Here is a 25,820-nt window from a genome sequence, read left to right on the forward strand (position 1 = left end):
GCCGACCTTACTGCAATGTTGCGGACGGCGCAGACTGTCCAGATAAGGCGACCAGTTCCTCGGCGGCATAGGCCGCCGTGCCGAAGCGGTTCTTCAGATCGCGCCCGAGACGGCACGCATGACCCGTCCAGTGCGACAGCTCGTGGGCAAGCGTGGCGTAATAGTGATCGAAGCCGGAGAACAGGCTGGCCGGCGGCATTGTCACGCGATCAGCGGTCGGCTCGTAATAGGCCTCATTGCCCTGGTGACGCAGGTTGACGGGGATGGCGGCGAAAAAGGCGTCGAGCGACAGCTCACGTCCGTCAGGCTCGACTAGCTCGAGCGTCGCGGCTGGGTAAAACCTTTCGGGCAGCCCCTCGACCTGATCCGCGTTGAAGACCGGATAGGGCTTCAGCACCCGGCGTGCTTCGTTGGTCTTTTCGCCGGTATCGGGGGCTTCCACTTCTTTGGTGTAGCTCTTGTAAAAGATCGCAATGGTCGACTTCTCGCCCTCGCGGACCTGGGCGCCGAGCGACTTTGCCTGGTTGTACGTCATCCAGAAAGGAGAGGCGTAGCCGCACATGTCGGCAACCATCCACAGCCAGAACACGTTCATGCCGCGGTATGGAATTCCGCAGGCCCGGAGGGGCCGGGAGACCGGGACACCGCGCCACGGCTTGATCCATGGCTTTGTGCCTGCTTCGAGACGGGCGATGATTTCCTGTGTGATACGGGTGGCAGGCGAAATGCCGCCGTTCTGTCCCTTGCGATAGGTCATGATGGGTCTCCTGATTTGGCATCTGATCCACCGGCGACAGGCTCGCCGATCAGTGCCGCAGGTCCTCGAGCACCCTCTGCTCTCTTCCCAAAAAGGAAGCGGCCCTCCGGCATAAGCCGAAGGACCGCTTCTCGAGGGACGAGTGGCCTTGCCTGTCAGGAGGAGGTCAGGCGGCCAGCTCGCGGGGGGACTGGTCTTGGTCGTCTTCACCACTGTCGATATCGGCGCCGTCCAGCTCGGCGGCTGTCGGCTCCTGAGCGGCTGCGGCGAAGCGCATGACCTCGGGCACCCAGGCCAGCGCCTTTTCACGCACCTCGACCTCGGTGATGTAGGTGCCGGCAAAGACGCGCTCCGCGCTCATCGCGAGATCGCCCTTCTTGACCGAAGCAAAGCGCGAGGAGAGCTCGAGGCCGCCAACGTCGGTCAGTGCGTCGAGGATCACCTGCTTCGAAACCCGGTCGAAGTAGTTTGCAGCAGTCGGCCGCCACCACTGCGCCATGTCGATTCCCACCAGGCTGCCGAGGTGATCCTGAAAAGCCACCTGACGTTCGCCGGCCATGTTGAGGCTTGCTTCGAGCGAGCGGGCCACGACAAAGCCGAGCCACGCGGCCCGGTTGTCATCGGACAGCGCGCGGAACAGGTCGAAACGAGCAGCCGTGTTGTCGCCAGCGCGCCAGCTCTCATCAAGGCCGGATCTGAGTTCGGCGAGTGCGCTGCTCGCCGGAGCATCCTTGGCTTCAAATCCGATGATCGGCCCCGATGGAGCAGGCCCACGCAGCGTCGTCGCCGCGCGCGCTCGCCAGTCGTGGGTATCGGCATCGGCGAGCGTGAAGACCATGAGGTCGAGCGCAAGTCCGGGGTCGGAAGCGATGTGCAGCGCCAGAACGTCGCGACGTTGCATGGCCAGTTCGTCGACCAGGCGCTTCGACAACGCCGTCCGCCGTGTGGTCGAACTTCCGTCCGTGGGAACCACTTCGATGGACTCGTCGCTATCGGCTGGATCCGCTTGGCGCTCACCGTAGAACACCGGCTGCAGCACCGGTGTTCCGTCGCGAGAAAGGACCAGGATCATGCCCGCTTCGGCCTTGAGGTCCGGCGCGAGGACAGGTGGTCGCGCGCGGATTTCCTGGCATTCGCGTTCGATAGCTTCAATGGCCGCTTCGGCCGCTGCCGCGGCCTCCTCGGCGCTATCCTCGTCTTCGAGGATCGCCGCATGCTCGTCATAGGAGGCATCGAGCTCGTCGAGCCTTGCCAGATCCGCTTCGGTGAGCGGGGCGGCTTCGGCGGGGAGACGGACCAGCCCCTCGACCAGATCATGGCTTGCGTAGGGATCGAGCGTGGGCTTGACCCAGGCGAGCCCTTGCTCGGCAGCCAGGACCTTGGCTTGCTCTTCCATTTTCGTGGCGGCGAGGTTTTCCAGCAGCGCGACATCGACCCAGGATTCACTGTCGTCGTCATCGAACAGTTCGCGCTCGATCCGGCCGCCGGCGGCAATGTAGGCATCGCGGCCGACAAGGCGTGCTCGCGGATCGCTGCCCCGGACAGTCCCGGACAGCACCATGCGCCGGATGCTGTCCGGATTGGGGGCATAGTAGGCTGAGGAAACCTGCTCAAATACGCGGGCCTGAATTTCCTGGTCCGAAGTCGCACCGAATGCTTTGGCGATGTCGAGAGTGATTTGGCCCGAGGCCAGGGCCTCGAACACGACGGGCGCAAGCGTCGCAAGACGAAGACGTCCCTCGACGAAGCGGACAGTCAGACCGAAGCGGCGGGAAACGTCCTCGACAGTCGCACCGCCTGCAACGAGCGCGGCAAAGGCCTGGGCTTCATCGGCTGGGTTCATGGCCAATCGGTGGAAGTTCTCCGCGAGGCTGGTCTCGACCGCGGTTTCAGCACTGTCCTCGAGCACGAGGCACGTGACTTCGTGATCGCGCGCGAGGATCTTGTCGTCCGCAAGCGCAAACATCGCGCGGCGGCGGCGCTCGCCGGCTTCGACCTCGAACTTGCCCTTTGCGGCAGGCCGGACAATGAGGTTCTGCAGCAGCCCATGGGCTGCGATGCTGGCTTTGAGTTCAGCATCTGCTGCCGGATCACTGTGACGGCGGACATTGCGGGGAGATTGAACGAGCTTGTTCAGCGGGATCGACTTGATCATGGGGCACACTCCTGATGGTGAGCCCGGCGCATCGACCATCGACGCCCAAATGGCTCAATCAGGGCAAAGCCCACTCCCCTCTCATGCGTTCGTAGCGGATCTTCTGATGAGCGCGGAGCAATGACGAATGACTATGAGTGCGGACGGTCCAGAACGCCAGCTTGAAGCGCGCGAAACAGGATAGCCGCCATTCGGATACGTAGGAGCCCCGGGGGAAGCGCCGACCAGCCCGATGGTTCCGGTGTGGTACTGAGAGCGTCAACTTACGTCGACACCGGTCATTGAGAGATCATTGAGCCATTCGGTCGAGGTCGACGACAAAGCGGCCAGTCAGTCCATGCCAAATGGGCCCTGTAAGCAACCAGGCGCTCATCCGAGGCCTGCTTCCTCGATAAACGGGGTTGGCGTGTTCTTCCAATGAAATTGGTCAGACGCGACGACGAGGACGCGTTTAGCGCGGGTCAGGCCGACGTAGAATAGCCGCCGCGCCTCGTCATACTCCTCCTGCGTCGACGTCGAGAAATGCGGTATACTGCCATTGTTCATGCAGATGAGGGCGACGCCATCGAATTCGCGCCCCTTGGAATTGTGCAGCGTAATCAGCTTGAGCGCATGCTCGGGATTGGCGAAAAGGCCCATATCGGAGATCAGCAGGTTCGCGAGATCAACCTTACTTGCCTGCATGTCGGAAAGCATTTCCTCGGCGGAAGCGATCAGCGGCTGCTTGGCGCTGCCGGGCAACCATTCCTCGTGTTCGAGATAGTCACCAGCCTCGCGGGCCATGGCGCGCAACCAATCGACGCCGCCGGGATGCTTGTCGGCAAGTTCGCGAGCGAGATAGATCAGGCCGAGCGCCACACGTCGCCCCTGATAGCTAAACATGTCGTAGCGCGAGTTCCCGGTGAGATCACTGATAACCCGAAACAATGACCGTTCGACCCCCGGGAGACCGAGATAATTGCCGGCCTCGGCACACGCACCGAGTTGTTCGGCAAGTCCAGCAAGCAGACGCCGACGTTTATAGGGGCGCGCACCCGGACCGAAGACCGGGACATCGAACTCGCGGAGGGCGCGAGCGATGGGAATAAGATGCGTCCACCATGGAGCAAGGATCGCGGCTTTGCCGAGCGGGATGCCGGCATCCTGCAGGGCGGGCAGGAAATGGTCGGTGATAGCGTCGATTGGCCGGTCGACATGGACGTAGTTCACTTGCGCCGCGAGCTGCGCTGCATCGCCCGCGGACTGCATTCCCGGCACGGCCGGGATGAGTGTTGAAGCAGTGCTGACTATCGCCGGCCCGCATCGAAAGTTGCCGGTTAGGGCCGTGTCGCGGCGCGCGTCGATCTGATCGCCGAACTGCTCGGCAAGTTCGGGACGGGCACCGGCGAAGTGCATGATCGATTGGTTCTGGTCACCGACAAGAAAGAATCTGGTGTGGAGAAATTGTCGGAGGGCACCGAAGATCGCGATCTGGATGTCTGTGGTATCCTGGAACTCGTCGATCAACAGCCAGGTAAAGCGGCTCGCGATGCCGCGTCCGACGAAGGGGTGCTGTTCGAGGATCTTCCAAGAATAGTAGAGGATCATCGCGAAATCGAGGTATCCGTGGGCACGGACCCGCTCCCAATAGAGTGCGGCGGATTCGTCGGTCACGATGCCGGTCTCGATACCCTGGCCGCAAGGTTCGCCGTTCACGTCGATGCGAAGCGATTCATAGTCCTCAAAAACCTGCCCGGCGGGCATGCGACCGAAGGCGTCCTCGACCGCCGTCACGATCTGCTCGAACAGGCTATTCTCGCGAGACAGCACTTGGAACGACGCCGGCACTTCGGGAATGAGCCAGCTATAGGGACGCAGGATGAATTGTAGGCAGAAAGCGTGGATAGTGGAGATTTCACAGCGATCCGCGATCGCGTTGTTGCCGTATGTGCGTAACCGGGCCTCGATCTCGTCGACCGCGGCATTGGTATAGGTGATGCAGCCGATGAACTGGGGCGTGTCGACGACCTGATCGGCCAGCTTCAGCAGCTTTGCGAGAATGACCCGCGTCTTTCCGCTACCTGGGCAAGCCGTCAGCAGCAGATTGCCGTCATATTCGACCGCCTCGCGCTGCTCGGGTGTCAGTCGGATCATTCGGTTAGCCACTCATAGGCCTGCTCGATATAGGGCGGCAGATCGGTCGCGAGATTAGCGTAGCGCGCCGCTATCTGCGCGAAACGCGCTTTGCCAAAGCGCTTGGCGGTATTGAGTGTGATACGGCCAAGCTCGACGCGCAGCGCTGTCTCTTCGGCTAGGCCCAATCCCCCGAGCGCTAGGGTTGCGAGCCCATTCTCCATCTGCGTAAGGATCTGCGGCGCACCAAGAGCACGAACGGTCTCGATTAGCATAGGCAAGCGCCCAACCGATACCAGTTCGCGCTCAAAAGTCGTGGCGCCAGCGAATGTGGACACAAAGTCGCCTTCCAGTGCCACCAGATCAGGCGCGTCGGTTGTCGGATCGAAGTCCTCGGCGTCGGACGGCTTCATGTCAGCATCGGCGACAATGGCGCACTTCTTCTCGAGTGAGCCAGCACGGAACAGCTTGGAATAGACGTCGAAATGGACCCCATGAATCGCGATAACTGAAATGCCGAGGCGTTCGAGCTTCACGCCGTACACCTGCTCGATCAGCGCCGGGATTAGGAACATCTCGGCCGGCCCTTCGACCAGCATGACCTTGCGGGCGTAGAGCAATGCGCTCTTCGTTGCGTCGAGATAGCGTTCGAGATCGGCAATCTCGGGAGCGGTTAGCGCCGCGTTGAGCGCGAGATTGCCAGCGGCAATGGTCGCGTCTTGGCGCTTGGTGAGCGATACAACGCTGCTTAGCGGAACCTGTGAGGTCACTTGCGTGCTGTGACTGGTAAGGATGGTCTGCACGCCGATCGCGCGCAGTGCCGCGATCAGCGAGAACTGCAGCTGGGGATGGAGATGCGCTTCGGGTTCCTCGATCAGGATCAACTGGCCGGCCGAACGGTTTAGCGCGATCCGCCGCTGGAGATATTCCATCAGGATGGCGATGTAGAGTATGTTGTTCATACCAAGACCGTTGCGGCCGGGTTCGAACGAGGTGAGCGACAGGTCCGACAAAATGATCTTCAGGTTGCGAATGATCGCGCGGAAGGTTGCGGCGGACAGGCCGAGTGTCGCGTCCATCTCGAATGCGGGACCAGAGACCTCCTTGAACCGCGCATCTATTGCCTCTGCTATCTCGGCGATGGTCGCCGAGTTCGCGATTGCCTGATTGGCTTGGTCGAGGATGGCAATCAGGGCATCTTGCTCTGCCGCATCGATCTCGAACGCCTCAATCAGGCGGATAAGCGGTGACTGGCGGGGATTGCGAAGGTCGTTCTCGACATCGCGGAGCGCGGGCAGATGAATGAGAAGGTAGGATTGAAGATCGGCGAAGCGCACGGACTCGCCGATCCCCTCGTCATCCCAGGCAATTTCGGTGAGGTCGATCGCAGGATCACCGCCACCGCGGATCTCCCACTGATAGTCCTCAAGGGTCAGAGTCCCGGGAGCGATGTCGCCACTCGCAAGCTGTTCCCGCACAGCCGGGCGTGGCCGAAAGCGGTAGAATATGCGCGCACGATCCGCGGCAGTCTTCCAGGTACTGACAAGGGCCTCTTCGTTCACCCTGCCCTCGAACCCGGTCAACTCAATCCCGATTAGAACCTGACTTGGTTCGGCAATATCAATCGCGGAGTGGATGTCCTCGCGCAGCAGTGACCGGAAACTCGAGGGTAACATGTTGTCGAGACAGATCTGGATCGCACGCAGGATAGCGGTTTTTCCGGTGTTATTCTCGCCGATGATGCAGCACAGGTCATCAGCAACATTCACGTCAAGCGAAGCGAAGGTGCGAAAGTTCTGAATTACAATCCGTGCTACCCGCATCATCTATACCCAACTGTTCAGCGGCAGATTCACGCCCCGATGCTATGTGATTGAATTAGGTGGAACCCCAAGACAAGTGCGCTGACCGAGGTTACACCGATTTTGAGTTTTCTTGGGATCCTCCGACCATTGGGCTAAAGCGCTTGGAGGTCGCAGACAGAGGCGCTGGCTCCGGCGTAGGCTGGGTTAAGCGTCCGCTATCCGTCTTTTGCGCTTTCGAACCGGACGTTCCGGAACTTCCGCAATCCTAAACATACGAGAAAGGCGTTGCGCTGCTCAACGGATGACTGGCTTCGGTGTAGCAGGATGTACAGAGCCGCGGAGATGTACGGGGCCGGTTTGCCTTTGGTCCCGTCAATCATACGCGTCATCTGCAACAGCGAAAGAACGACCGGTTTTGACGCGCCAAACTGGCGCCCTGAACGTCCGGTATGTCGGCGGTTACCCGGATTGTCCTCAACATCGGCGAAGCTTGGCCCACGAACCTTGACGAACCGGCCGCCTTCACTTATCTCACCGTCATTAGTGAGGATTGTGACATGATTCGATACCCGATGCTGACCAACCCAGCCGGCAGCACAACGCTGGCCGGTAGCGCCATGGGGCGGCAGATGCTCGCCCAGTTGATCGAGAAGACGAAGCCGGTGGTCGAGCCGACCCTTGCCTTCCTCGATTTCGCGGAGGTGGACATCGCGACGGGGTCGTTCCTTCGCGAGGCCGTGATGGGCTTCCGCGACTTCTGCCGCAACGCGGCTGGCATGATCTACCCGGTGGTGGCCAATGCCAACGCGACCATCGAGGAGGAACTTGCGACCTACCTTCGGGGTCGCAACGACGCCATTTGGGCATGTGCCCTTGATGCTGATGGCGCGGCCACTGACCCCCGGATCCTTGGGGAGCTCGACGCAGGGCAGATGAGCACCATCCAACTGATTGCCCAGCACCATCCGATTTCCGCGCCCGAGCTGGCCAAGCTCCGCCCCGATGACAAGATCGGCACGACTGCATGGAACAACCGGCTGGCGACGCTGTCCGCGAAGGGCATGCTGAAGGAAGTGCGGCACGGCAAAACCAAGCTGTTCAGCCCGGTGATGGAGACCGTGTAATGGGTGCTGATTTCATCCGCGAACAGTCTGGCCAGCCCTGGCGCAAGCGCTGGAACAAGGGTGTGGACCGCCTCAAGCAGCCGGGCCTGTTCGATGTCCGGTTCGGGTCACAACAGCGGACCATTACGGCGGATATCGACCCCGGCATGAGCGTGCGGGCGGGCGACGAGCTGGTCGTGCAGTGTGGGTCCGGCAATGCCATGGTGTGCCGGGGGCAAAGCCGCATCGGTGCCGTCAACGGCCTGCCGTCCGACATGCGCACAACAATTACCGACTGCGGTGGCGTCGCACTCGGGATCGTTGAACGGGTCAGCCTGTTCGGCAACAGCGTGGAGCTTCGTTTGCAATGAAGAATGCCAACAACAATTCGCTGCCCCGCATCGTGCGCAACTCGCAGCGCCTGTGGGACGATGCAGCCACTATGCCCTGTTCGCTGGGTTGCGTGAGCTGCGTAGATCATCCTATCTGTGGCGGGGCGCACAACAACGCCAGCTTCTTCGACTGTAGCGATTATTGCCGCTGCAATGACAAAGCGACCTGCGATTTGGTCTGCCGAGGCAACCCGAAACAGTTTGTAGAACGCCTGCGGGAGGTCAATGGCTTGGACCTCAAGAACGCGCCCCGCGCCCCAATCGTCTCCATTGAGGCACTGCCGCCCATGGTTCCGTTGATCGAACATTCGACGGCACGCGTCGGCACGCTCAACTCTCCGATTGTCGCGCTGCCGCTCCATGCGCTTTTGGACATCAACGCGGGCACGCTGCGCTATCAAGACAGGGACGCGCTGAGTCAGAAGTTCGGTATCGATCCGAACGCCCGACTGGTGATCTCAGGGGTAGCACGCGACCGGAGGATCGAGCGCTACTGGGCGGCGACAGACAGGGCTGCCATGCTGGAGCAGCTGGCAGCCCTCGACATCGCGCTGATCACGCCACCCAATTACAGCGTGCTGACCGATGTGCCTCGCACTGACAACATGCATGCCATGAAGCGCATCCTGATGGCGGCGGTTGAGATGATGCAGGCAGGGCTTCCGACCGCGCTGCATGTCAACGCGCGGACGGAACGGGATTACGAGCGCTGGGCCGAGCTGATCGCCGAGCGCCCGGAGATTCAATGCCTAGCCTTCGAGTTCGCGACCGGTACGGGCCGTGGCGAACGGCTCGATTGGCATGTGGCGCAGCTGTCCGCACTTGCCGCCCGTGTGCCCCAACCGCTGGGTTTGGTGATGCGTGGCGGCATGCGGGCACTGGAACCGCTGCGCGCAGCGTTTGCGGCGGTGACAATGATTGATACCGACGCCTTCACCAAGACCCGATGCCGCCAAGAAGCCCAATTCCGCCCCGACGGAAAATTGGTGTGGCGCCAACATCCGACACCACGTGGCGCGCCCATCGACACGTTGTTGCAACAGAACGTCGCAGCGCTTCACAGCAACCATATCATCTTGGAGCGCACCCACGCAGAGCGGCGGCGCGACGCTGCTTCACGGGGTCTCCGCGCGCCAAATCGCGCTGATCGTCAGGCCCGCGAGGGCTGAGGTATGGCTGAGCCGCTGGTGCCCGTTAAGGGGATCATTTGTCGGACATAGCGTGAGCGCATGATCACCTGAGCGGAAGCGAAGCTCGACCCGGTCTGTCACCATTGACCTGCAAAGCTGGATAAATCCCTGGCCCCGTCCGCTGGAAGCAGGGAACCGCGACACCCCAGGTCGGATCGCCTCCGTCAGCGCCGCACCTGCGTCCGGCAGATACGCGTAGTCAGGGTTTTGCCGCAGCGTCTCCAGCACACCCATGCCGCGATCCGCCACCACAAACTCGAAAGTGCGATCCGTGACCGCATAGGCAACCAGCCCCGTTTGGGCCGCGCCGCTATGCTCATAGACATTGTCCTGCATCTCACCCATTGCCCCTACCAGCGATGCGACGAGCCCGGCGGGAAAGCCTCTATTCTTGGCAGCATTTTCTGCGTGGAGGAGCCATTGCGCCCACACGGGATCACGGGTCTCTACAGGGTTCTCCAACGGCAATGGAAACGCCCCAGCTTGGTCGCTGAAGCCGCCGCCGAACGGCTGGCCCGTTGCCCAAGCATCGCGAACTTTCGGGGCAAATGACCCCGCAAATGAAACGGATGCATACTCGGCCGGAAATTGCTGGGCAGCAGCCAGTAACTCGACAAGTGGCCCAATACGTCCTGAGTTTTCAATCATAAACGAACCGTGGCCATGCAAATGACCATGCATCGCTTCTCTGAGAAGATCATCTACATCCGAGAACTGTGCCTGCAAGGTACGCATCATTGCTCAATACCATAAGCATTTGGCTTACGCCTGAAATTCTTTGGGTCGAGCACGGCTCGGGGATTATGATTGGGCTGCCTCAGGAGCGATGTGCCCGGCGAGGTTGGTCACAAATGTCTTCTGGCTTGTTAGCTCTGATGCCCCGCATAACTCCCCTGTCTTCGACGATGTGAGTGGCGGGCCTCATCATTCCAGCAGCGAGGCCACCAGCTTCGGTGGACGCGCGGGACACCGAACACTATGGTGGGCCGCCATGTTTTGCCTCCATTGCACCAAGAAATTACTTGATCGGATCAAACCCGAGATCGCTGAGCCCGGGCAAAGCGATACCGCCTTGGGCAATTGGTATGCCACGGTGATGTTCTGGAAGCCGCAGGTGGCTTTGCTGGTTTCTGAGCGCACGCTACTTCCCGTGCTTATGCCGCTGGCCCCGGCGGCCACGCTTGCCCGAAGATTTCCCGCACAATTGGCGCTGGTTCTGAAGGAGCACGTCGTCCCAAGCGAATTCATCGCTCAGGAAGTCTGGCAGATGGACAAGGTCCAATATGCAAAGACCGCGAACCGGAGTGTCGTGGGCATCCTCAATGAATTCGTTAAGCAGGCCGAATTCTGGCTGGCTGCCTATGCCTATGAGAAGGGTGATGACGAGGACCTCTTGGCAATCTCCGCCAAGCTAGCGGAAACACCATGTAGCCCGCTGTACAAGGGCCCGGTGTCGCCGGACAAAGCCCTTCATGAACTCGTGAAGGCTGGTTCGCAGGCATGAGCCTGCTGGCCATCATTTGCGCTCGGAGACTCTACAGCACTCGGCCGGAAACCCAGTCTATGCGGTCAGACAGGATCGGGCGGCAAATCGACGATACGGAAAACCGTCCCTGATCCGGCATCACGCACGAGGTCAACCCGCGCGCCATCCCAGTGATAGTCGAGGTGCCGCCCCTGTAGGGGGTTCGACGCGCAGTCTGGGTAGAAGAGCGCGACGCATTCCCCACCGGGATGCCGGATGCTCGGGTAGGTAATCCCGTTCGATCTCGCGCCCCTGAGGTGCCGCGCGAGCGCTTGGGATGCGGTGTAGCTGTCGGGATCGAGCGCCGGAACTGGCTCCCCCGCCTGAGGTCGGAGATCATGCAGTTCTGCATCGACCGCCATGACGATTTCGCGGAACTGCGAGGTCCATCCCGGCGCTTCCTTTGTCCGTACCATGAAGCGGGCATGGTGGTGGATCGTCTCGAATAGCGCGGTTTCAAAACGGCCCCCAACATAGAGCACGCCGTAGCTGCCATCTGTAAACCGGCTTGGCCGATCTGTGCTAATGTGGGTGAATGGCGCCATGAGGTAGGAGGCGCCGTTGCCGCCGACGCGCCGGCCTGCCGGAACGAGGTCGAGATTGCCAATCGTCGCCATGATGCGCGGATTGGTCTTCTGCTCCGCCGAGATCAGCAGCGGCCAGTCGGCCGGATCAGCGATATCCTCGAACAGGTCGATCGGCGGAAAGGCGCTGCGTATGATCCTGACAGCGCCCTTCCACTCAACTCGGGAAACCGGGATATCTATCGCTTCGCTCACCAGCCACCGCGCTCTGCGTCGAGATAGCGACGCACTCGCATGATGTCGGTGAGCTCGCCTCCCAGCATTACGTCGAGCGCACAGGCTCCGTCGAACGCGTCGTTCGCCACCCTGATCCAGGCATAGCCGCGCGTTGCTTCAGAGAAGATGATCCGGAGCGCCTTGTGGATGCCTAAGAGGTTGGAGAGACGCGCACGCCCATCACGCGAAACGCGCCCGGGACCTTCCGCCTTCCATCGGCGATAAGAGCGCACCGGCATGTCGAGCAGCGTTGCCGCCTGCTCGTCGGTCAGCTCCCATTTGCCGAACAGATTGAGGACTGCCCGGAACATGGCAGCTGCCTCGTCCTGGGTAATCGGATCGGGACGGAAGGCGGTAACGGCAGTATCAACGGGTTGCAGGGCCAGCATGGCAGTTCTCCATATGGCATCATATAGACCAAATAGGGCCATTCGGCAAGGAACTATACCGATGATGCCAGTCTGGCCATCACGCTCGCGGCGCCTTCGATCGGCACGAAGAGGCGCGTCTGGTAACGGATAATCTCCGTGAAGCAGCCTTGCGCCTTGTACCAGTCGAGGCGAGCTGCACTCCATCCAGTAAGTTCAATTCGCTGTGAGGCATTGACCAGGCTGCGTTTGACCATGAGCTTCTCGCGGCCGGTCAACTCCATGGCCCGGCCCGTCGCCAGAACGGTCTGGACAATGTCATCAGCGGACAGCATCTGTTCCCGCTCGAGACCCAGCGCCCGGCACAGTTCCGGAACACAATGGACAGGAACCTCCCGGCCGAGAAGCGAGCGGCCATCCGCCGCCGAGATGCGGCTGACTCTGACAAAATCCGAAGGCAGCTTGTCCCAGACCGGCAGCAGGAGGCCGGTCGCAAGATAGAGGCGCTCGCGCTTGTGGCTGGTTTGCGCCTCCGCGACCTCGGTTGACCAGGCATCGCGGAAGGTGTCGATGGCAATATCCTCCCAGCTGCTCTCCGCCAACTGATCCTCGGTGATGTGACTGCGCTTGAGCGGGCGCAGCAATTCGAAGCGGGCCACGCGCGTACCGTCATCGGAGAGAATTCTGCGCGCGGGGACCAGCAGGGCGACCCGACCAGAGCGGGCGTTCCGAACCGGTCGCTGCCGCTGCGCAGCAAGGCCGTGCAGCTCCTCGAGCCGCTTCAACGTGAGCGGCTTCAAGGCTCTGGCGATTTCCAGTTCCAGCAGATGGGTGGTCGCGCCCGATGCCGGATCGGTGCGCAGCAGCGTGTCCGATAGGATCGTGAAGTCCTCAACCGCGATGGTCTCCAAGCCGAGATCAAGGGTGCCAGCCTGCCGGGCGGCATCGACGCGCGCTTCGACCAGCCCCATGAACTCATCGAAGATGGAGTTCTGCAGGGCGATAGGAAGCGCCAGGATACGGTTGAGCCAGCGCTGGATCGATGGCAGGTCATCGACCATCGAACCATCAGGCGCTTCGATCCGCAGGCCCGTCAGTTCCTGAAAGCGCCCGAGGCTGACGGCTTCGAGCTTGCCTGTGAACAAGAGGCCGAACCAGCGATGGAGGGCTTCCTTGGCGTAGATGCTTTCGAGATTGTCGGCCGGATCGAACAGGTTTTGCCCGCCGGTTTGGCGCTGACCACGCGTCAAGGCACCGAGGCTGTCGAGCCGCCGCGCGATCGTCGAGATGAAGCGGCGCTCGCCGCGCACATCGGTGGTCACGGGCCTGAACAGCGGAGCCGATGCCTGGTTGGTGCGATTGGTGCGGCCAAGCCCCTGGATTGCGGCGTCAGCCCGCCAGCCCGGCTCGAGCAGGAAGTGGACGCGGCGGGCTTGGTTCCTCGCAGCCAGATCGGCATGGTAGCTGCGCCCGGTTCCCCCGGCATCGGAGAACACCAGGATGCGCTTGGCACCGTTCATGAAGGCCTGGGTTTCGGCAACGTTGGCGCGAGGCGACCGGGATTGGAGTTTCTGATGACCATCGCGGCCAACGATGAGCCGGCGCGTGCGGCCAGTGACTTCCGCCACCTGGTCGACCCCGAAGCGTTCGATGATGGCATCGAGCGCAGTGGCAATCGGCGGTAAGGCACAGAGCTGCTCGATCATCCGGTCGCGCGCGGCAAGCGCTGATCGGCACAGTACTGGTGCGCCATGCTCGTCGCTCATCGGCTCGGAGCGAGGATTGCCGTTTTCGTCGGTAAACACCGCCATCAGGCGAACGGGAAAGCTCTTGGCGAGATAGTCGATCACATATTCTTTGCAGTCGCAGTTTATGTCGAGCGTGGCGGCGGGAGGCGCAGGTTTCCTTCGGTTTTCCATGATTTCACTCCAGATAATTACGGTTCCCTCGGCCTCAACAAGTCGAAGGAACCACCATGAGAACAAGATCATCAGAGCTGTTTTGTCCGGCACAGCTCCGGATCGAAGATCCGCCCAGCTCAGATGCCCTATTCAACGCCTTCCTCTCCTCTCTGTGGGTCAAGGAGGAAGCGGCCTGTTCGATCCTGTACAGTGCAGCGATCCGTCATTTCCTGCATTGGCTGGATGTGCATGCGATCCCGGTCGGTACGCTCGACGATCAAGTCGTCCGACGGTTCGAGAAGCACCGTTGCCGGTGCCACGGATACTCGGCTCAGCAAGCCGCCTATAAGACTGATCAGGCTGCGCGGGTCCGGCGCTTTGTCCGGTTCCTCGAAGATCAAGGGTACATCGAAGTCGACGATGGGATCGACGATCTCCCCCGTCACCTCAACGACTACTCCGATGTAATCGACAGCCTGCAACTCGCCCCTGGAGTGGCACAGGGCTACCGGTCGGAAGCCGAGCATATTGTGGCCTGGCTTCGCATCAAGCGGCAGTCGTGGGCCGATTTCGATGACGCGATCCTCGACCAGTACGCGGTGCATGGTTGCCGCTGTCCGGTCTGGCGCAAGCGGGGCAAGCTCATCGCCTCGGGCGCGAAGCGGCGGCGGCGTGGCGCTCGGCGCTTCGTCGAGTTCTTGCGCGGCCGGGGTGTCATCCCTTCAGTCGAACCGGTGTCGGATGACGACCCGCACATGGCGGCATTTCTGGCGTGGCTCAAGCAACACCGCGGTGCGACCGATGAGACGATCCGGCGCTACCGGGCCGATATCAGGCGGCTCATACCTATGCTCGGCGAGCCTTCACAATGGGATGCAGCCGTCCTCAGGCGGGCGTTTCAACAACGAAGCAAGGAGACGCCGGGTTCGGCATCACTGCTCGTCACGATAATGCGGAGCTATATTCGGTTCCTGGTCGTGCAGGGTGTTTGCCGTCCGGCTTTGTTGCACGCGATCCCATCAGTGCAACGCCACCGTCTTTCGACGCTGCCCCGGCACGTCAACCCGGCAACGATCGAGCAGATCATCGGCGCATGTCCGACTGATCGCCCGGTGGAAGTTCGGGACAAGGCCATCATTCTCCTGCTCGCCCGGCTTGGCCTGCGTGCCGGTGATATTCGGGATATGCACCTCGACGATATCGACTGGCGCTCGGGCCACCTGACGGTCAAGGGCAAGACGCGTCGGCCCGATCGCCTGCCATTGCCTCAGGACGTCGGTGACGCGATCCTGGACTACATTGCCAAGGCACGCCCCAAGACCGCCGATCCGCATCTGTTTGTGCGCGCGCAAGCCCCATTCCGTTCGTTCCGCTCATCGGCGGAGATTGCCGGCATCGTTGCACGCACGCATGAGCGCGGCGGGATCGAAGGCGTGCCGACCGGATCGCACATTTTCCGGCATTCGCTTGCCACCAACTTGCTGCGCGCGGGCGCAGGGCTGGAGTCCGTTGGAACGATCCTGCGCCACAGCTCGCCCGAGACCACCGCCATCTACGCCAAGGTCGACCTGCCGATGCTCATGAAGATCGCGCAGTCATGGCCGGGAGAACCGTCATGCTGAACACGCATATTGCCAGATACGTCTCGCTGTATCGCAGCTTGGGGCGGAAGTTCTCGGAACAGGAACGATTGCTTCGCCAATACGCCGCTTTCGCCGAACGCTTCGGTGACCGTCACACCCGAGTGCAGCGCATCTACGACTGGTGCCACACGGCAAGCTCGCAGAACGTGGCTCGTCATAGGTACGACGCCGCTCGTAACTTCAGTCTTTTCGCTCACGCCGAGGATCCAGACCACGAAGTCGCGCCTGTCGGCGTTTTCGGCCGGGGGAAGCGGCCACGTCCCACTCCGACCATCATCGAACCGGACCAGGTGCGGGCGATCATGGCGGCGGCTTTGAACGTTCCGCCCCAGGGCACGATCAGCCCATACACGTACCATTACCTGTTCGGCTTGCTCGCGGCGACAGGTCTCCGTATTTCCGAGGCTCTCGCGCTACAGTGCGACGATCTGGTCGAGGATGGGCTGGTCGTCCGCAACGGCAAGTTCGGCAAGCAGCGGCTGATCGCCTTGCAGCCATCGACGCGCCAAGCACTCGAAGTCTACATTGCGATCCGCGCGAAGCACCCGGCCAGGTGTAATGACCTGTTCGTCACTATCCGGGGGCGGGCGCCGCACAAGGTGCGCGCCCACGTCGTGTTCGTCAGGTTGGCCCGGCTTCTCGGATATCGTGGACCAACCGGTACGGCGGGCATGCGACTCCACGATCTGCGGCATGTCCGTCGTCAGAACATTTGGCGCATCTCGCGGCGTAAATTAGCGGAGTGCGGGCCTCGTCTGGGGGTTGATGTTAGGCGGCAAGCTTGCGGTGCTGCAAGCGCCGATGTTCGATGGTCTGTCGCTTGATCCTTTCTCGTCGTTCGATGATGGCCGGCGCCCTGCCGAAGTAGGCGTCGGCGGGCGTCACGTTGTTCAGGCTCTCGTGGTAACGGTGATGGTTGTAGTGCTCGACGAAGGCCTCGATCTGGGCCTCGAGGTCACCGGGCAGGAAGTAGTTTTCCAGCAGGATGCGGTTCTTCAGGGTCTGGTGCCAGCGCTCGATCTTGCCCTGTGTTTGCGGATGCATCGGGGCGCCGCGCACGTGGCTCATGTTCCGGGCCTCGATGTATTCCGCCAGCTCGCCCGCGATGTAGCTGGGGCCGTTATCCGACAGTAGCCTGGGCTTGTGCAGCACCTTGGCGCTGTCGCAGCCGGAAGCCGCGAGCGCGAGGTCCAGCGTGTCGGTCACATCCTCTGCGCGCATGTTGGTGCACAGCTTCCAGGCGATGATGTAACGCGAGAAGTCGTCGAGCACCGTCGACAGGTACATCCAGCCCCACCCGATGATCTTGAAGTAGGTGAAGTCTGTTTGCCACATCTCGTTCACCCGGGTGGTCTTGGTGTGGAACTGATCGGCGGCCCTGATCACGACATAGGCCGGGCTGGTGATCAGGTCATGGGCCTTCAACAGGCGGTAAACCGTGGCTTCGGACACGAAGTAGTGCTTCTCGTCGGTGAAGCGCACCGCCAGCTCACGCGGTGACAGCTCGCTGTAATCCAGCGCCATCTCGACGATCTGGTCCTGCACTTCGGGCGCGATCCGGTTCCACACCCGGCTCGGGGCCGAGGGTCGATCCTCCAGGGCCTCCGGGCCGCCTGCAAGGTAGCGATCGTACCAGCGGTAGAACGTCCGGCGGGCGATGCCGAGCTTGTCCAGTGTGCGCTTGGCGGGCAGATGCGACTGCTCGACGATCCGGATGATCTCGAGCTTTTCCGATGCGGGATACCTCATTCGTCGTCGCCCCCATCCGCGATCATGCTTTTTTTGAGCAGACGGTTTTCCAGCGTCAGGTCGGCCACGCATTCCTTCAAAGCGCGCGCCTCGCGGCGAAGGTCCTGCACTTCACCGGTGGTCGCTGCCCGGGCGGTGTCGCCGGCCAGGCGGCGCTTGCCCGCTTCCATGAACTCCTTCGACCAAGTGTAGTACAGGCTCTGCGCGATGCCTTCCTTGCGGCACAGCTCGGCAATACTGTCCTCGCCGCGCAGCCCATCAAGCACGATCCGGATCTTGTCTTCGGCCGAGAAGTGCCGCCGGGTCTGCCGCCGGATGTCCTTCACCACCCGCTCAGCAGGGGCCTTCACCGGCGATTTTTTCAAGGAGGGTTGGGGCTTCATCTTCGTTCCTTCGTCACTACGACGAAGCCCCAACCCTCCTTAAATCACAACCTCAAATCTGTGCCATTGGTGCTGACGCGGAACAGCGCCGATCACGAGTTCGCGCGCGGCTCGCTGGACGGGCATGCGATCGAGGAGCATCGCGCGCAGTAGCTCTTTCTGCTCATCGGTGACGAAGCGCGCGCTCTCGGCATGGACATGGCGGACCCCGGCGGCATCGCATCCGGGGAGCACTTCGCCCCTGCGGCGCAGGCGGCGGAAGAGCCGGGTCCTGATGCGTGTGCAGCTCGTCCGTGACACGCCGGTGTGCTCGGCGATCTTCTGGGTGCCAAGTCCCTGCAGGAAGAGTTGCTCGACCTGTTTGCGTTTCGCCGGCGACAGCCTGGCGCCGCTATAGGCCTGGCCGCCTCCGGGCGGTGGTAGCAGCGCCTTGCCGCGTGCAAGCAGTTCCCGATTATATCGGCGACGCTGCTCGGAAACGCAGGCCGCCGACACGCCGAGGCGCAACTGGATGTCGATGCCCTTGAGGCCCTTCTTCAGGGCATAGCGTAGGCGCTCGATACCTTCGACGGTCAGGCGACCATGCTGATCGCGCTCCGCGGGACGGTATCCACGCCGGACACACAGCGCCGTCGTAACCGCGTTGGAGGCGCTGGCCTCACAGACCCCGAAATGCTTGCCGATCGCGCTGAACGACCAGTTTTCGACCTCGCGCAGTCTGACGGCCTCATCGAGGGCTTCACCCTGAAGGCGCGATTTGGGCGCGGAGCTTCTATGGGCCGTCGTCAAGCCAAGCTTGTTGGCCTTGACCTGCAGGGCATGGACGCTGCGGCCTGGTAGCCGCGGCGCGATGCCATGTCCTTCGGCCGGATACCAGGCGCGCAGAATGGCGATTTCCTGCGCCGTCCATGGCGCGGATCTGGGAGTGGTCATGGGAAATGTCTCCGAAGAAGGGAGAGCCTGGTGGTCCGTGGTCCCTTCGGACACACTCGCCTGCTCCTCTCCCTGCTTCCCCCTCCACTCTTTATTGCCGTCCATGCCGTGGGCGACTTTCCTGGTTGTGTTCGCCGTCACCCTGATCGGTCAGCTCGTCGAGACGTCAGAAACAGGCTGATCCTCTTCAGCGAATCCAGGGCGCACGCAGGCGGCTGCCCTCGCGGAAGCGATCGGCGCCCAGGGTCGCAGCCAGGTCATCGCGGATGGCCGCGAAGGGCCGGACCACGTCGATCACGGTAGCTGGCTCCAGGATTTCGCCGTAGCGGGTTCCGATCCAGAGAAGGTCGCGATCATCATCGTCAACATCGTCGTCCTCCCGCTGGACGATCGCGAAATAGCTGTTCAGGGGCGCGTCCCATCCAATGGCGATGCTCAATGCGCCATGGGTGCTGGCCGCTTGCGCGAGCGGATCGAGTTCGTGCCGGCTCATGGTGCGTCCATTCCCTCATCCTCGGGTGGGCCGAGACGGTTTTGCATCGCCTGGCGAAACTGGCGCAGCATCTCGGCTTGCTCGGGGTATCGTTCCTCCCACTGGGCGCGAGGGATCAGGAAGCCGACATCGACCAGTTCGCGCCGGAGCGCCTCTGTCACGGTCTGCTTGACGGTTTCGGGAATGGCGAGGGGAAAGGACTGAAACTGGCACAACCAGGAGCAATCGTCGGGTTCCTGGTGCCGCCGGAAATGATCGGCGTCGAAGATGAGATCGGTCCGAACGACCGCATCATCCTTGACCGCGATCACGAATTGACCGCCGGCCGGGGTTCCGTTTCGCGCGGAGGCGATCATGCGTTCATGCCAGGTGTGCGCCGCGGCCAGCGCCACGCCATAGTGGGAGCCGTAGGCAGCGTGGAGGATCCAGCTGACGGGATGGCTGGCGGCACCGAAGTGGAAGGTGATTTCCATGCGGGTGACTCCTCGATTGGAGATGGGACAGAGGTTTGGCGAAGCGGGTTTTTCCGCGGCCAGTGTTCAACTATGCTGCGGGATCGTGGTGGGTTCGCCGGTGCGCTCATCCGCAGGCATACGGACAACGCTGAGAGATGCGCTTTGTCTATGATCGGCTCTCGTTGCCCGCCTGATTTTGACAATCTTTGCCAAATATGCCATATAGTCTCTTAGAGGTGTTCCCATGGCGACAATGAATGTTTCCCTCCCCGATGCGATGAAGGAATGGGTCGAAGGTCAGGCCGGGACAGGCAGATACAGCAATGCCAGCGATTATGTGCGCGACCTGATCCGTCGCGACCAGGAGCGGCGGGAGAAGATCGCAGCCATGCAGACCATGGTCGATGAGTCTCTCGCCTCCGGCATAAGTCCCAATTCCATCGATGACATGATGAAGGAAGCCCGGCGTCGCGCAGGCGTCGGTCATGGCCTATAGACTCACGCGTAACGCCGAAAAGGATCTCATCGGTATATATGTCGGCGGCGTCGGAGAATTAGGAGAAGCCGTCGCGGAAAAATATCAGGCCGGTTTGCATCGGGTTTTTGGATTTCTCTCCGACTTTCCCTATTCGGCAAGAGCGCGCGCGGAAATTTCACCACCGGTCCGGGCACATCCCTACAAGTCCCATATCGTCGTCTATATCATCGAAGGACAGGACATCCTGATCCTCGGCGTCCGTCATGGACGGGAAGACTGGCAGGCATCCGACCAGCTTTCCTGAAATTGCGTTCACGCCAGTGGAACAGGTCTCGCTCTATGACTGGTGCCGGTCAGGCCGCTTGCGGAACCTCAGCGCCTTCGTTGCTCGAAGGCGGTGCCAGGATTGCGTCCTCATCGTTCCCCGGCTCGAACTCCCCTTTGGTCGTCGCCAGGTCAGCCTCCAGTTCCGCGAGTTCCCGCAACTTGTCCTCGAGCAAGGCGGCGTCGGGAAACTCCTGGTCGAGACGCGCCTCGAAGGCCGGAAGGCGCCGCTCGTTCGCTTCGAGATCGGCCTGCACGGCGGCAAGTTCGGCGTCGAGATTGAGAATGGAGGATTCGAGCCGGCCCAGCGCCGTGGTCCATCGCGTCTTGTCGGATACTTCGAACGCGTTACGCTCGCCGTGGTGGAGTGCCGCGACAGACGTGCGGATGCCGCGCTCGCCATCGTCGTCCACGGCCTCATAGCCTGAAAGTTCCACATCGATGCCGTTGACGGTGCCGAGCAACTGCCGGGCCTGGCCGCCGTGCAGTCGCAATTCGAAGGCCTGCCTCAGAATGCGTTCGCCGGCGGCCTTGCGGTCGGTGACCATGGTGCCGCCGCAATCGAACAGGACCTCGTCGTGACGCGGAAGAACCCGGCGTGCGATATCGGCCTCCAGCTTCGCGATCAGGTTGGCGCCGTCGATGATGGCGTCCGCGGTTCGCTTGATGGTCCTGCGGATATTATACTGGTCGTCGATATGCGCGTCGCGCAGGCGTTCGAGCCTTGCGACCTCGGCATCGAGCCCAGCCTTGCGCATCAGGCGATCGTCGCCGGACGCCAGCGCCTTTGCGAGCGCGAACTGATTGACGTTGGAGCCGACATCCTCGATCCGGCGAATGGAGCGATCGCCCGACATCGCCATGTTGATGAAGCGGGCTTTTCTTTCGAGCATCTGCCAGTTGGTCGCGTCCATCGAGCCACTGGTCGCATAGCCGTATAGCTCGATTTCGTCGTTCTGGTTCCCCTGGCGCTCGATCCGGCCTTCGCGCTGCTCGATATCAGAGGGTATCCAGGGAACGTCGAGGTGATGCAGGGCTTTGAGGCGCTGCTGCGCGTTGACGCCCGTTCCCATGGTGGGCGTGGAGCCGATGAGAATGCGCTTGCGCCCCTGATTGAGGTCGTTGAACAGGCGCTGCTTGGCGCTGTTCTTCTTATAATGCTGCATGAAGGCGATCTGATCGGCCGGTATGCCCATCTCGATCAGCTGCTCGCGGATCCAGACATAGGCGGAGAAGCCGCGTGTCTCGATGGCGTTCTCGGTGCCGAGATCGGAGAAGATCATCTGCACGGCGCCGGGCAGCGGATAAGGTCGCCCGGTTTCCGGGTCGGTGTAACGATTGTCGGCCGTATCGCGCCAGATACGATGGACGTTCTCGATCAGGAGATTGAGCTTGTTGCCCTCCTCGTTCCCCATCATGGGGTCCACGAAGCGGAGATCGATCGCCGAATGCCGCCCGTCGGTGATCACCGAAAGCAGGATATCGTCGCCCTTCTGGGGTCGCCCGCTGCGGTTCTCGATCGCCTTGATGCGTCCGGCCAGCACCTTCTGATAGGCCTTGAAGGGCGCCCCGGACTGGGCGACGATGATCTTGCGCTTGCCACCCTTGATGGTGGGCAGCCGGACATATTGGCGCAAATCGTCCTTGAGTACGACATCGGCAACGCTGCGGTACATCGCCATCAGGTCGGCGACGTTGACGAATTCGCAGAAGCGCGTGACCGGCTTGTAGCTGCCGCTCGGCTGAAGTTCGAGTTCGGTGCGCGTGTCGCCGAAGTTCGCGGCCCAGGCGTCGAACTCGTGCAAGCCCTTGGCGTGCAGTTCGTCGGGCTGCATGAACCGCTGCAGCGTATACATCTCGCCGAGCGTGTTGGTGATGGGCGTGCCCGACGACAGGATCAGTTCGCGCCCGGGATTGATGTCGGCAAGGTATCGGCCCTTGACGAACAGATCCCATGCCCGCTGCGAGCCGGCGGGATCGACGCCCTTGAGGTCGCCCAGATTGGTCGCGAAAGTGAGTTTGCGGAACTGCTGGGCCTCGTCGACCAGAATCTGGTCGATGCCGATCTCGCCGATATGAACGAGGTCATCCTTGCGGGCCTGCAGGTTCTCTAGCCGCCGCTGGAGTCCTTCCTTCAGGCGCTCGACCCGCTTGCGCGAGACGCGATCGTCGCTCTGAATGCCCGTGATCAGCACCTCGTAGCTGGCGAGCTGGTCTTCGATCAGCTGCTTTTCGAAGGCTGCCGGGGTGGGGATGAACTTGAACGCATCATGGGTGATGATGATCGCGTCCCAGTTGCCGGTCGCCGCGCGGGCCAGGAACCGCCGCCGCTTCTCCTTGATGAAGTTGGTGTCGTCGGCGACAAGGATGCGCGCCGTGGGATAGAGCATCAGAAACTCGCGCGCGATCTGCGCGAGACAATGATTGGGCACCGCGATCATCGGCTTGTTGGCAAGGCCGAGACGGCGCTGCTCCATCACGGCGGCGCACAGGCTGAAGGTTTTGCCCGCGCCGACGCTATGAGCTACATAGGTCGAGCCCGCGGCGACGATCCGCCAGACAACGCGCTTCTGATGGTCGCGCATCTGGATGGTGGTCGACGCGCCCGGAAGCGTCAGATGCCTGCCGTTGAACGTCCGGGGAACGAGGTTGTTGTAGGCGTCGTTGTAGATGCGGACCAGGCGATCGGCGCGTTCGCTGTCTTGCCAGACCCAGGTCTCGAAGGTCGACTTGATGCCTGCAAGCTTTTCCTTGGCGGCTTCGGTGTCGGTGACGTTGAGCTCGCGGCGCTCCGAACCGTCAGCTTCGCGGTGAACATCGTAGATCTTGGGGATATGGGAATTGAGGGCATCTTCGAGCAGGTCCGCGGCGCCGCGGCGCGCCGTGCCCCAGGTCGAGGTGGAACTGACATGTCCGGCGAATGGGAGCTTGTCGACGGTCCAACTCGCAATATCGACGGTATGATAGATGGTGGTCTCGACCTCCATGATCTCCGCGACGAAGGTTTCGATGACCCTGGTAGGAATCCAGGGCGCGCCGAGACGCGCGGTGATCTCGCTGGGTTTGAGGTCGACCGGCTGGACCGCTTCGAGCGCGGTGGCGACGGCATGGAAGCGCGGATCGGCTTCGGCATTCTCGCGGGCAAGAGCGAGCTTGGTCCGCACCGGTCCTGACAGGGCTTCGTCCGCCGTAACCCAGTTGTCGAAATGGGGCGTGGTGCGGACGGGGTCGAGATAGACGTCGTCGGCGAGATCCGCGAGGGCCTCGGCCTCGGTGACGCCGAGCAGGCCGGCGATCAGCGGGAGATCGACGCGGCCGCGCTCGTGGAGCGACACCGCCAGCGCATCCTGCGCCGAGTGGATTTCATGGGCGACTGGCGGTTTGACGACACGTTCGGTGAAGATCGCGCCCGGCGTGCCGGTATCGCTCGCCTCGTCATAGGCCTCGATCGACGCGACCAGCCAGACGTCGGGATCGTCAAGGAAAGGCTGGAGGTTCGGGCGGCGCTGATATTCCTTCTCGGCGCCGGTGTCGGGATCGGCGCGGATGCTGGTGATGGTCCGGTTGATCGGGCCGTATTTCTTCGTGAACTGCCGATAGTGCGCGAGCAGCTTCTCCTGGGACGCCGCATAGGGCTGGTCGTTCAGCTGCGCCCGCAGGATCGCGCGAACCGCATCGCGGATCGGGATCAGCGCCTTGATGATACTGGCGTGCCTGGCGAACAGGCCCGTGGTGCCTCGCCCTGATTTGACATCGACGACGGTCGGCATGCCGTCGACGATCTGGTGCAGAACGCCGCCCGATACGAGATAGCTGCCTTCCTTGAACTCGGCCTCATCCGCCGCCGTACCGATCTCAAGGTCGAGCGAGACGTCGACCCGGTCACGCAGCGACGTCGTGCGATGGATGGGGCGGCAGGTGCCTTCGTATCGGGATGCGATTCCCGACAGGGTAGCGATGAGAGCCTGCCCAAGGTCGATGCCCGGCTCGGCGGCGCAGTGATAGTCCATGCCGAACTGGCCGCTTTTCCATTCATGGCGCCCAAGGACATGACCAGGATTGTCGAGGAAATAGCGGTTGATCCGCAGCGGTCCCTCGCCCTCGTCGCTATCGGGAATATCGGCCAGATCGATCCACTTGTGTCCGGCGCCGAGGTTGTCTGGCTCGCGCTTGCGGAAGAGTAGGATATCGACGACGACATCGGTGCCCGCTTCCTGCCGCATGACCCGGCCGGGAAGACGCACCGCGCCGAGGAAATCGGCGATGGTATCAATATGACTGCGGGCCTTGGGGTCGCTCTTGTCGAGCGAATAGCGCGAGGTCACGAACAGGGCGACGCCGCCGGGGCGAAGATGCTCCAGCGATTTCGCGATGAAGAAATCGTGGAGCGACAGGCCAAGCCGGCCGAGGCTGGTCTTGTTCTGGATGCTGAGGTTCGAGAACGGGGGATTGCCGATGGCGAGGTCGAAGTCGCGCGGCAGCGAAGCCTTGTCGAAATCGATGCAGCGGATGATCTGCCCCGGATAGAGCGCGCTCGCGACGCGGGCGGTGACGGGATCGTTCTCGATGCCGACGAACATCGTGTCGCTCGCCAGCCAGTCGGGCCGCAGCCCCATGAACAGGCCGCTGCCGCATCCGGGTTCCAGAACCTGGCCGCCGGTGAAGCCGAGGATGCGGGCGGCATCCCACATGGCGCGGACAATATATTCGGGCGTGTAATGGGCGTATTGCGTCGCCCGCTTGAGCGACTGGAGTTCGGCATCGGTCGTCTCCGCGGCAAGGCCCTGCCCCAGTTCCTCCCAGCCATCGCGGAATGTGCCCGCGCGATCGGCGAAGATATTGTTCGCAAGCTCGGAGGCGCCGAAGCCGATGAACTTCGCGATGGCTTCCTGCTCGGCCGGCGTCGCCCCTCGTTGTTCGCGGTCCAAGAGGTTCAGCAGCCGGATCGCCTCGATATTGTCCTGCGCGCGGCCCTTCCATGACGACGCCAGCACCCGACCGGCGGCGAAGGAGAAATCGATGGGTTCGGCCGGAGGCGGATCGGCAAGCACCTCCGCCGGTGCCAGCGAGAAGAGCGTGGGCTCGCAAAGCTGGGAGACGATCGCTGCATCGGGCGCTGGATCGGGCGGTCTGGCGGGCTGGTCGAAGTCGAGGCATAGCTGGAGAGCCAGCGCGGATGCACTGTTTCGCATGGAATGCTTCCTTTTTTGGTGGGTTCGCGGGCGCAGCGCGGCGGCCCACAAGCGTGTCGGGC

Annotated in this window: 21 protein-coding genes; 8 read left to right on the top strand and 13 right to left on the bottom strand. The window is 62.1% G+C overall.

Annotated features, from left to right (window positions below):
- Positions 1 to 7 precede the first annotated feature (7 nt).
- The 4 genes from ET21_RS0117170 to ET21_RS0117185 form a co-directional block, all read right to left on the bottom strand.
- On the bottom strand, positions 8 to 757 hold the full coding sequence (locus tag ET21_RS0117170; RefSeq protein WP_037471250.1) for an ArdC family protein: 750 nt from the start codon (positions 755 to 757) through the stop codon (positions 8 to 10).
- A gap of 166 nt (positions 758 to 923) precedes the next feature.
- Positions 924 to 2,912, bottom strand: coding sequence for a ParB/RepB/Spo0J family partition protein (locus tag ET21_RS0117175; RefSeq protein ID WP_030540632.1), 1,989 nt, complete (start codon positions 2,910 to 2,912; stop codon positions 924 to 926).
- A gap of 369 nt (positions 2,913 to 3,281) precedes the next feature.
- On the bottom strand, positions 3,282 to 5,045 hold the full coding sequence (locus tag ET21_RS0117180; RefSeq protein WP_030540633.1) for a UvrD-helicase domain-containing protein: 1,764 nt from the start codon (positions 5,043 to 5,045) through the stop codon (positions 3,282 to 3,284).
- On the bottom strand, positions 5,042 to 6,850 hold the full coding sequence (locus ET21_RS0117185; protein ID WP_237751586.1) for an ATP-dependent endonuclease: 1,809 nt from the start codon (positions 6,848 to 6,850) through the stop codon (positions 5,042 to 5,044). Before ET21_RS0117185 ends, ET21_RS0117180 begins: the two co-directional genes overlap by 4 nt.
- Before the next feature lie 428 nt (positions 6,851 to 7,278).
- Between ET21_RS0117185 and ET21_RS0117190 the strand changes: the two genes are divergently transcribed.
- From ET21_RS0117190 to ET21_RS0117200, 3 genes are read left to right on the top strand one after another with little or no spacing between them, the layout of a single operon-like run.
- Positions 7,279 to 7,953: a hypothetical protein gene (locus ET21_RS0117190; protein WP_051768210.1), complete on the top strand. Its 675-nt coding sequence runs from the start codon at positions 7,279 to 7,281 to the stop codon at positions 7,951 to 7,953.
- Positions 7,953 to 8,303: a hypothetical protein gene (locus tag ET21_RS0117195; RefSeq protein ID WP_030540636.1), complete on the top strand. Its 351-nt coding sequence runs from the start codon at positions 7,953 to 7,955 to the stop codon at positions 8,301 to 8,303. Before ET21_RS0117190 ends, ET21_RS0117195 begins: the two co-directional genes overlap by 1 nt.
- Positions 8,300 to 9,493 (top strand): DUF4417 domain-containing protein, encoded by a 1,194-nt coding sequence (locus ET21_RS0117200; protein ID WP_051768211.1) that lies wholly within the window; start codon positions 8,300 to 8,302, stop codon positions 9,491 to 9,493. Before ET21_RS0117195 ends, ET21_RS0117200 begins: the two co-directional genes overlap by 4 nt.
- On the opposite strand, the gene ET21_RS0117205 is transcribed toward ET21_RS0117200, so the two are convergent.
- On the bottom strand, positions 9,440 to 10,252 hold the full coding sequence (locus tag ET21_RS0117205) for an ATP-binding protein (protein WP_030540638.1): 813 nt from the start codon (positions 10,250 to 10,252) through the stop codon (positions 9,440 to 9,442). The two genes, ET21_RS0117200 and ET21_RS0117205, sit on opposite strands and share 54 nt — an antisense overlap.
- 253 nt (positions 10,253 to 10,505) lie before the next feature.
- Here ET21_RS0117205 and ET21_RS0117210 point away from each other — a divergent pair, with 253 nt between their 5' ends.
- Positions 10,506 to 11,018 (top strand): hypothetical protein, encoded by a 513-nt coding sequence (locus ET21_RS0117210; protein WP_030540639.1) that lies wholly within the window; start codon positions 10,506 to 10,508, stop codon positions 11,016 to 11,018.
- 65 nt (positions 11,019 to 11,083) lie between these two features.
- Here ET21_RS0117210 and ET21_RS0117215 read toward each other — a convergent pair whose 3' ends face one another.
- From ET21_RS0117215 to ET21_RS0117225, 3 genes are read right to left on the bottom strand one after another with little or no spacing between them, the layout of a single operon-like run.
- Positions 11,084 to 11,818: an RES family NAD+ phosphorylase gene (locus ET21_RS0117215; protein WP_030540640.1), complete on the bottom strand. Its 735-nt coding sequence runs from the start codon at positions 11,816 to 11,818 to the stop codon at positions 11,084 to 11,086.
- Positions 11,815 to 12,228, bottom strand: a complete 414-nt coding sequence (locus tag ET21_RS0117220) for an MbcA/ParS/Xre antitoxin family protein (RefSeq protein WP_030540641.1) — start codon at positions 12,226 to 12,228, stop codon at positions 11,815 to 11,817. The genes ET21_RS0117215 and ET21_RS0117220 overlap by 4 nt, the downstream gene beginning before the upstream one ends.
- A gap of 53 nt (positions 12,229 to 12,281) precedes the next feature.
- A complete protein-coding gene (locus ET21_RS0117225; RefSeq protein ID WP_337587958.1) occupies positions 12,282 to 13,973 on the bottom strand; it encodes a strawberry notch C-terminal domain-containing protein in 1,692 nt (563 codons plus the stop codon).
- A gap of 209 nt (positions 13,974 to 14,182) precedes the next feature.
- On the opposite strand from ET21_RS0117225, the gene ET21_RS0117230 reads away from it, so the two are divergent.
- A complete protein-coding gene (locus ET21_RS0117230) occupies positions 14,183 to 15,730 on the top strand; it encodes a tyrosine-type recombinase/integrase (protein WP_030540643.1) in 1,548 nt (515 codons plus the stop codon).
- The gene (locus ET21_RS0117235; RefSeq protein ID WP_237751587.1) at positions 15,724 to 16,575 is read left to right on the top strand and encodes a tyrosine-type recombinase/integrase; all 852 of its coding nucleotides are present in this window, start codon (positions 15,724 to 15,726) and stop codon (positions 16,573 to 16,575) included. The genes ET21_RS0117230 and ET21_RS0117235 overlap by 7 nt, the downstream gene beginning before the upstream one ends.
- On the opposite strand, the gene ET21_RS0117240 is transcribed toward ET21_RS0117235, so the two are convergent.
- The 4 genes from ET21_RS0117240 to ET21_RS0117260 all read right to left on the bottom strand — a co-directional run bounded on the left by ET21_RS0117240 (position 16,520) and on the right by ET21_RS0117260 (position 19,782).
- A protein-coding gene (locus ET21_RS0117240; protein WP_156029267.1) for an IS3 family transposase occupies positions 16,520 to 17,883 on the bottom strand; the annotation gives its coding sequence in 2 pieces (ribosomal slippage) (positions 16,520 to 17,535 and positions 17,535 to 17,883; 1,365 coding nt in all). The genes ET21_RS0117235 and ET21_RS0117240 overlap by 56 nt on opposite strands.
- A 39-nt stretch (positions 17,884 to 17,922) precedes the next feature.
- On the bottom strand, positions 17,923 to 18,921 hold the full coding sequence (locus ET21_RS0117250; protein WP_237751588.1) for a hypothetical protein: 999 nt from the start codon (positions 18,919 to 18,921) through the stop codon (positions 17,923 to 17,925).
- A gap of 82 nt (positions 18,922 to 19,003) precedes the next feature.
- A complete protein-coding gene (locus ET21_RS0117255; RefSeq protein ID WP_013846899.1) occupies positions 19,004 to 19,309 on the bottom strand; it encodes a hypothetical protein in 306 nt (101 codons plus the stop codon).
- On the bottom strand, positions 19,306 to 19,782 hold the full coding sequence (locus ET21_RS0117260; RefSeq protein WP_013846900.1) for a hypothetical protein: 477 nt from the start codon (positions 19,780 to 19,782) through the stop codon (positions 19,306 to 19,308). Before ET21_RS0117260 ends, ET21_RS0117255 begins: the two co-directional genes overlap by 4 nt.
- Before the next feature lie 226 nt (positions 19,783 to 20,008).
- Between ET21_RS0117260 and ET21_RS0117265 the strand changes: the two genes are divergently transcribed.
- Both ET21_RS0117265 and ET21_RS0117270 read left to right on the top strand, forming a co-directional pair.
- Positions 20,009 to 20,260, top strand: a complete 252-nt coding sequence (locus tag ET21_RS0117265; RefSeq protein ID WP_013846901.1) for a type II toxin-antitoxin system ParD family antitoxin — start codon at positions 20,009 to 20,011, stop codon at positions 20,258 to 20,260.
- Positions 20,250 to 20,546, top strand: a complete 297-nt coding sequence (locus ET21_RS0117270) for a type II toxin-antitoxin system RelE/ParE family toxin (RefSeq protein WP_013846902.1) — start codon at positions 20,250 to 20,252, stop codon at positions 20,544 to 20,546. The genes ET21_RS0117265 and ET21_RS0117270 overlap by 11 nt, the downstream gene beginning before the upstream one ends.
- A gap of 49 nt (positions 20,547 to 20,595) precedes the next feature.
- Here ET21_RS0117270 and ET21_RS0117275 read toward each other — a convergent pair whose 3' ends face one another.
- Positions 20,596 to 25,758, bottom strand: coding sequence for a lactate dehydrogenase (locus ET21_RS0117275; RefSeq protein ID WP_013846903.1), 5,163 nt, complete (start codon positions 25,756 to 25,758; stop codon positions 20,596 to 20,598).
- Between the last annotated feature and the right edge of the window lie 62 nt (positions 25,759 to 25,820).

Origin of the sequence: Sphingobium sp. DC-2 (assembly GCF_000722555.1) — a bacterium.
In the GTDB taxonomy this organism is placed as follows: domain Bacteria; phylum Pseudomonadota; class Alphaproteobacteria; order Sphingomonadales; family Sphingomonadaceae; genus Sphingobium; species Sphingobium quisquiliarum.

Bases quoted from the DNA above. Each gene is read 5' to 3' on its own strand.
- ET21_RS0117170 (WP_037471250.1), bottom strand. From the start codon at position 757: ATGACCTATCGCAAGGGACAGAACGGCGGCATTTCGCCTGCCACCCGT.
- ET21_RS0117175 (WP_030540632.1), bottom strand. From the start codon at position 2,912: ATGATCAAGTCGATCCCGCTGAACAAGCTCGTTCAATCTCCCCGCAAT.
- ET21_RS0117180 (WP_030540633.1), bottom strand. From the start codon at position 5,045: ATGATCCGACTGACACCCGAGCAGCGCGAGGCGGTCGAATATGACGGC.
- ET21_RS0117185 (WP_237751586.1), bottom strand. From the start codon at position 6,850: ATGATGCGGGTAGCACGGATTGTAATTCAGAACTTTCGCACCTTCGCT.
- ET21_RS0117190 (WP_051768210.1), top strand. From the start codon at position 7,279: ATGTCGGCGGTTACCCGGATTGTCCTCAACATCGGCGAAGCTTGGCCC.
- ET21_RS0117195 (WP_030540636.1), top strand. From the start codon at position 7,953: ATGGGTGCTGATTTCATCCGCGAACAGTCTGGCCAGCCCTGGCGCAAG.
- ET21_RS0117200 (WP_051768211.1), top strand. From the start codon at position 8,300: ATGAAGAATGCCAACAACAATTCGCTGCCCCGCATCGTGCGCAACTCG.
- ET21_RS0117205 (WP_030540638.1), bottom strand. From the start codon at position 10,252: ATGATGCGTACCTTGCAGGCACAGTTCTCGGATGTAGATGATCTTCTC.
- ET21_RS0117210 (WP_030540639.1), top strand. From the start codon at position 10,506: ATGTTTTGCCTCCATTGCACCAAGAAATTACTTGATCGGATCAAACCC.
- ET21_RS0117220 (WP_030540641.1), bottom strand. From the start codon at position 12,228: ATGCTGGCCCTGCAACCCGTTGATACTGCCGTTACCGCCTTCCGTCCC.
- ET21_RS0117225 (WP_337587958.1), bottom strand. From the start codon at position 13,973: ATGAGCGACGAGCATGGCGCACCAGTACTGTGCCGATCAGCGCTTGCC.
- ET21_RS0117230 (WP_030540643.1), top strand. From the start codon at position 14,183: ATGAGAACAAGATCATCAGAGCTGTTTTGTCCGGCACAGCTCCGGATC.
- ET21_RS0117235 (WP_237751587.1), top strand. From the start codon at position 15,724: ATGCTGAACACGCATATTGCCAGATACGTCTCGCTGTATCGCAGCTTG.
- ET21_RS0117250 (WP_237751588.1), bottom strand. From the start codon at position 18,921: ATGGACGGCAATAAAGAGTGGAGGGGGAAGCAGGGAGAGGAGCAGGCG.
- ET21_RS0117255 (WP_013846899.1), bottom strand. From the start codon at position 19,309: ATGAGCCGGCACGAACTCGATCCGCTCGCGCAAGCGGCCAGCACCCAT.
- ET21_RS0117260 (WP_013846900.1), bottom strand. From the start codon at position 19,782: ATGGAAATCACCTTCCACTTCGGTGCCGCCAGCCATCCCGTCAGCTGG.
- ET21_RS0117265 (WP_013846901.1), top strand. From the start codon at position 20,009: ATGGCGACAATGAATGTTTCCCTCCCCGATGCGATGAAGGAATGGGTC.
- ET21_RS0117270 (WP_013846902.1), top strand. From the start codon at position 20,250: ATGGCCTATAGACTCACGCGTAACGCCGAAAAGGATCTCATCGGTATA.
- ET21_RS0117275 (WP_013846903.1), bottom strand. From the start codon at position 25,758: ATGCGAAACAGTGCATCCGCGCTGGCTCTCCAGCTATGCCTCGACTTC.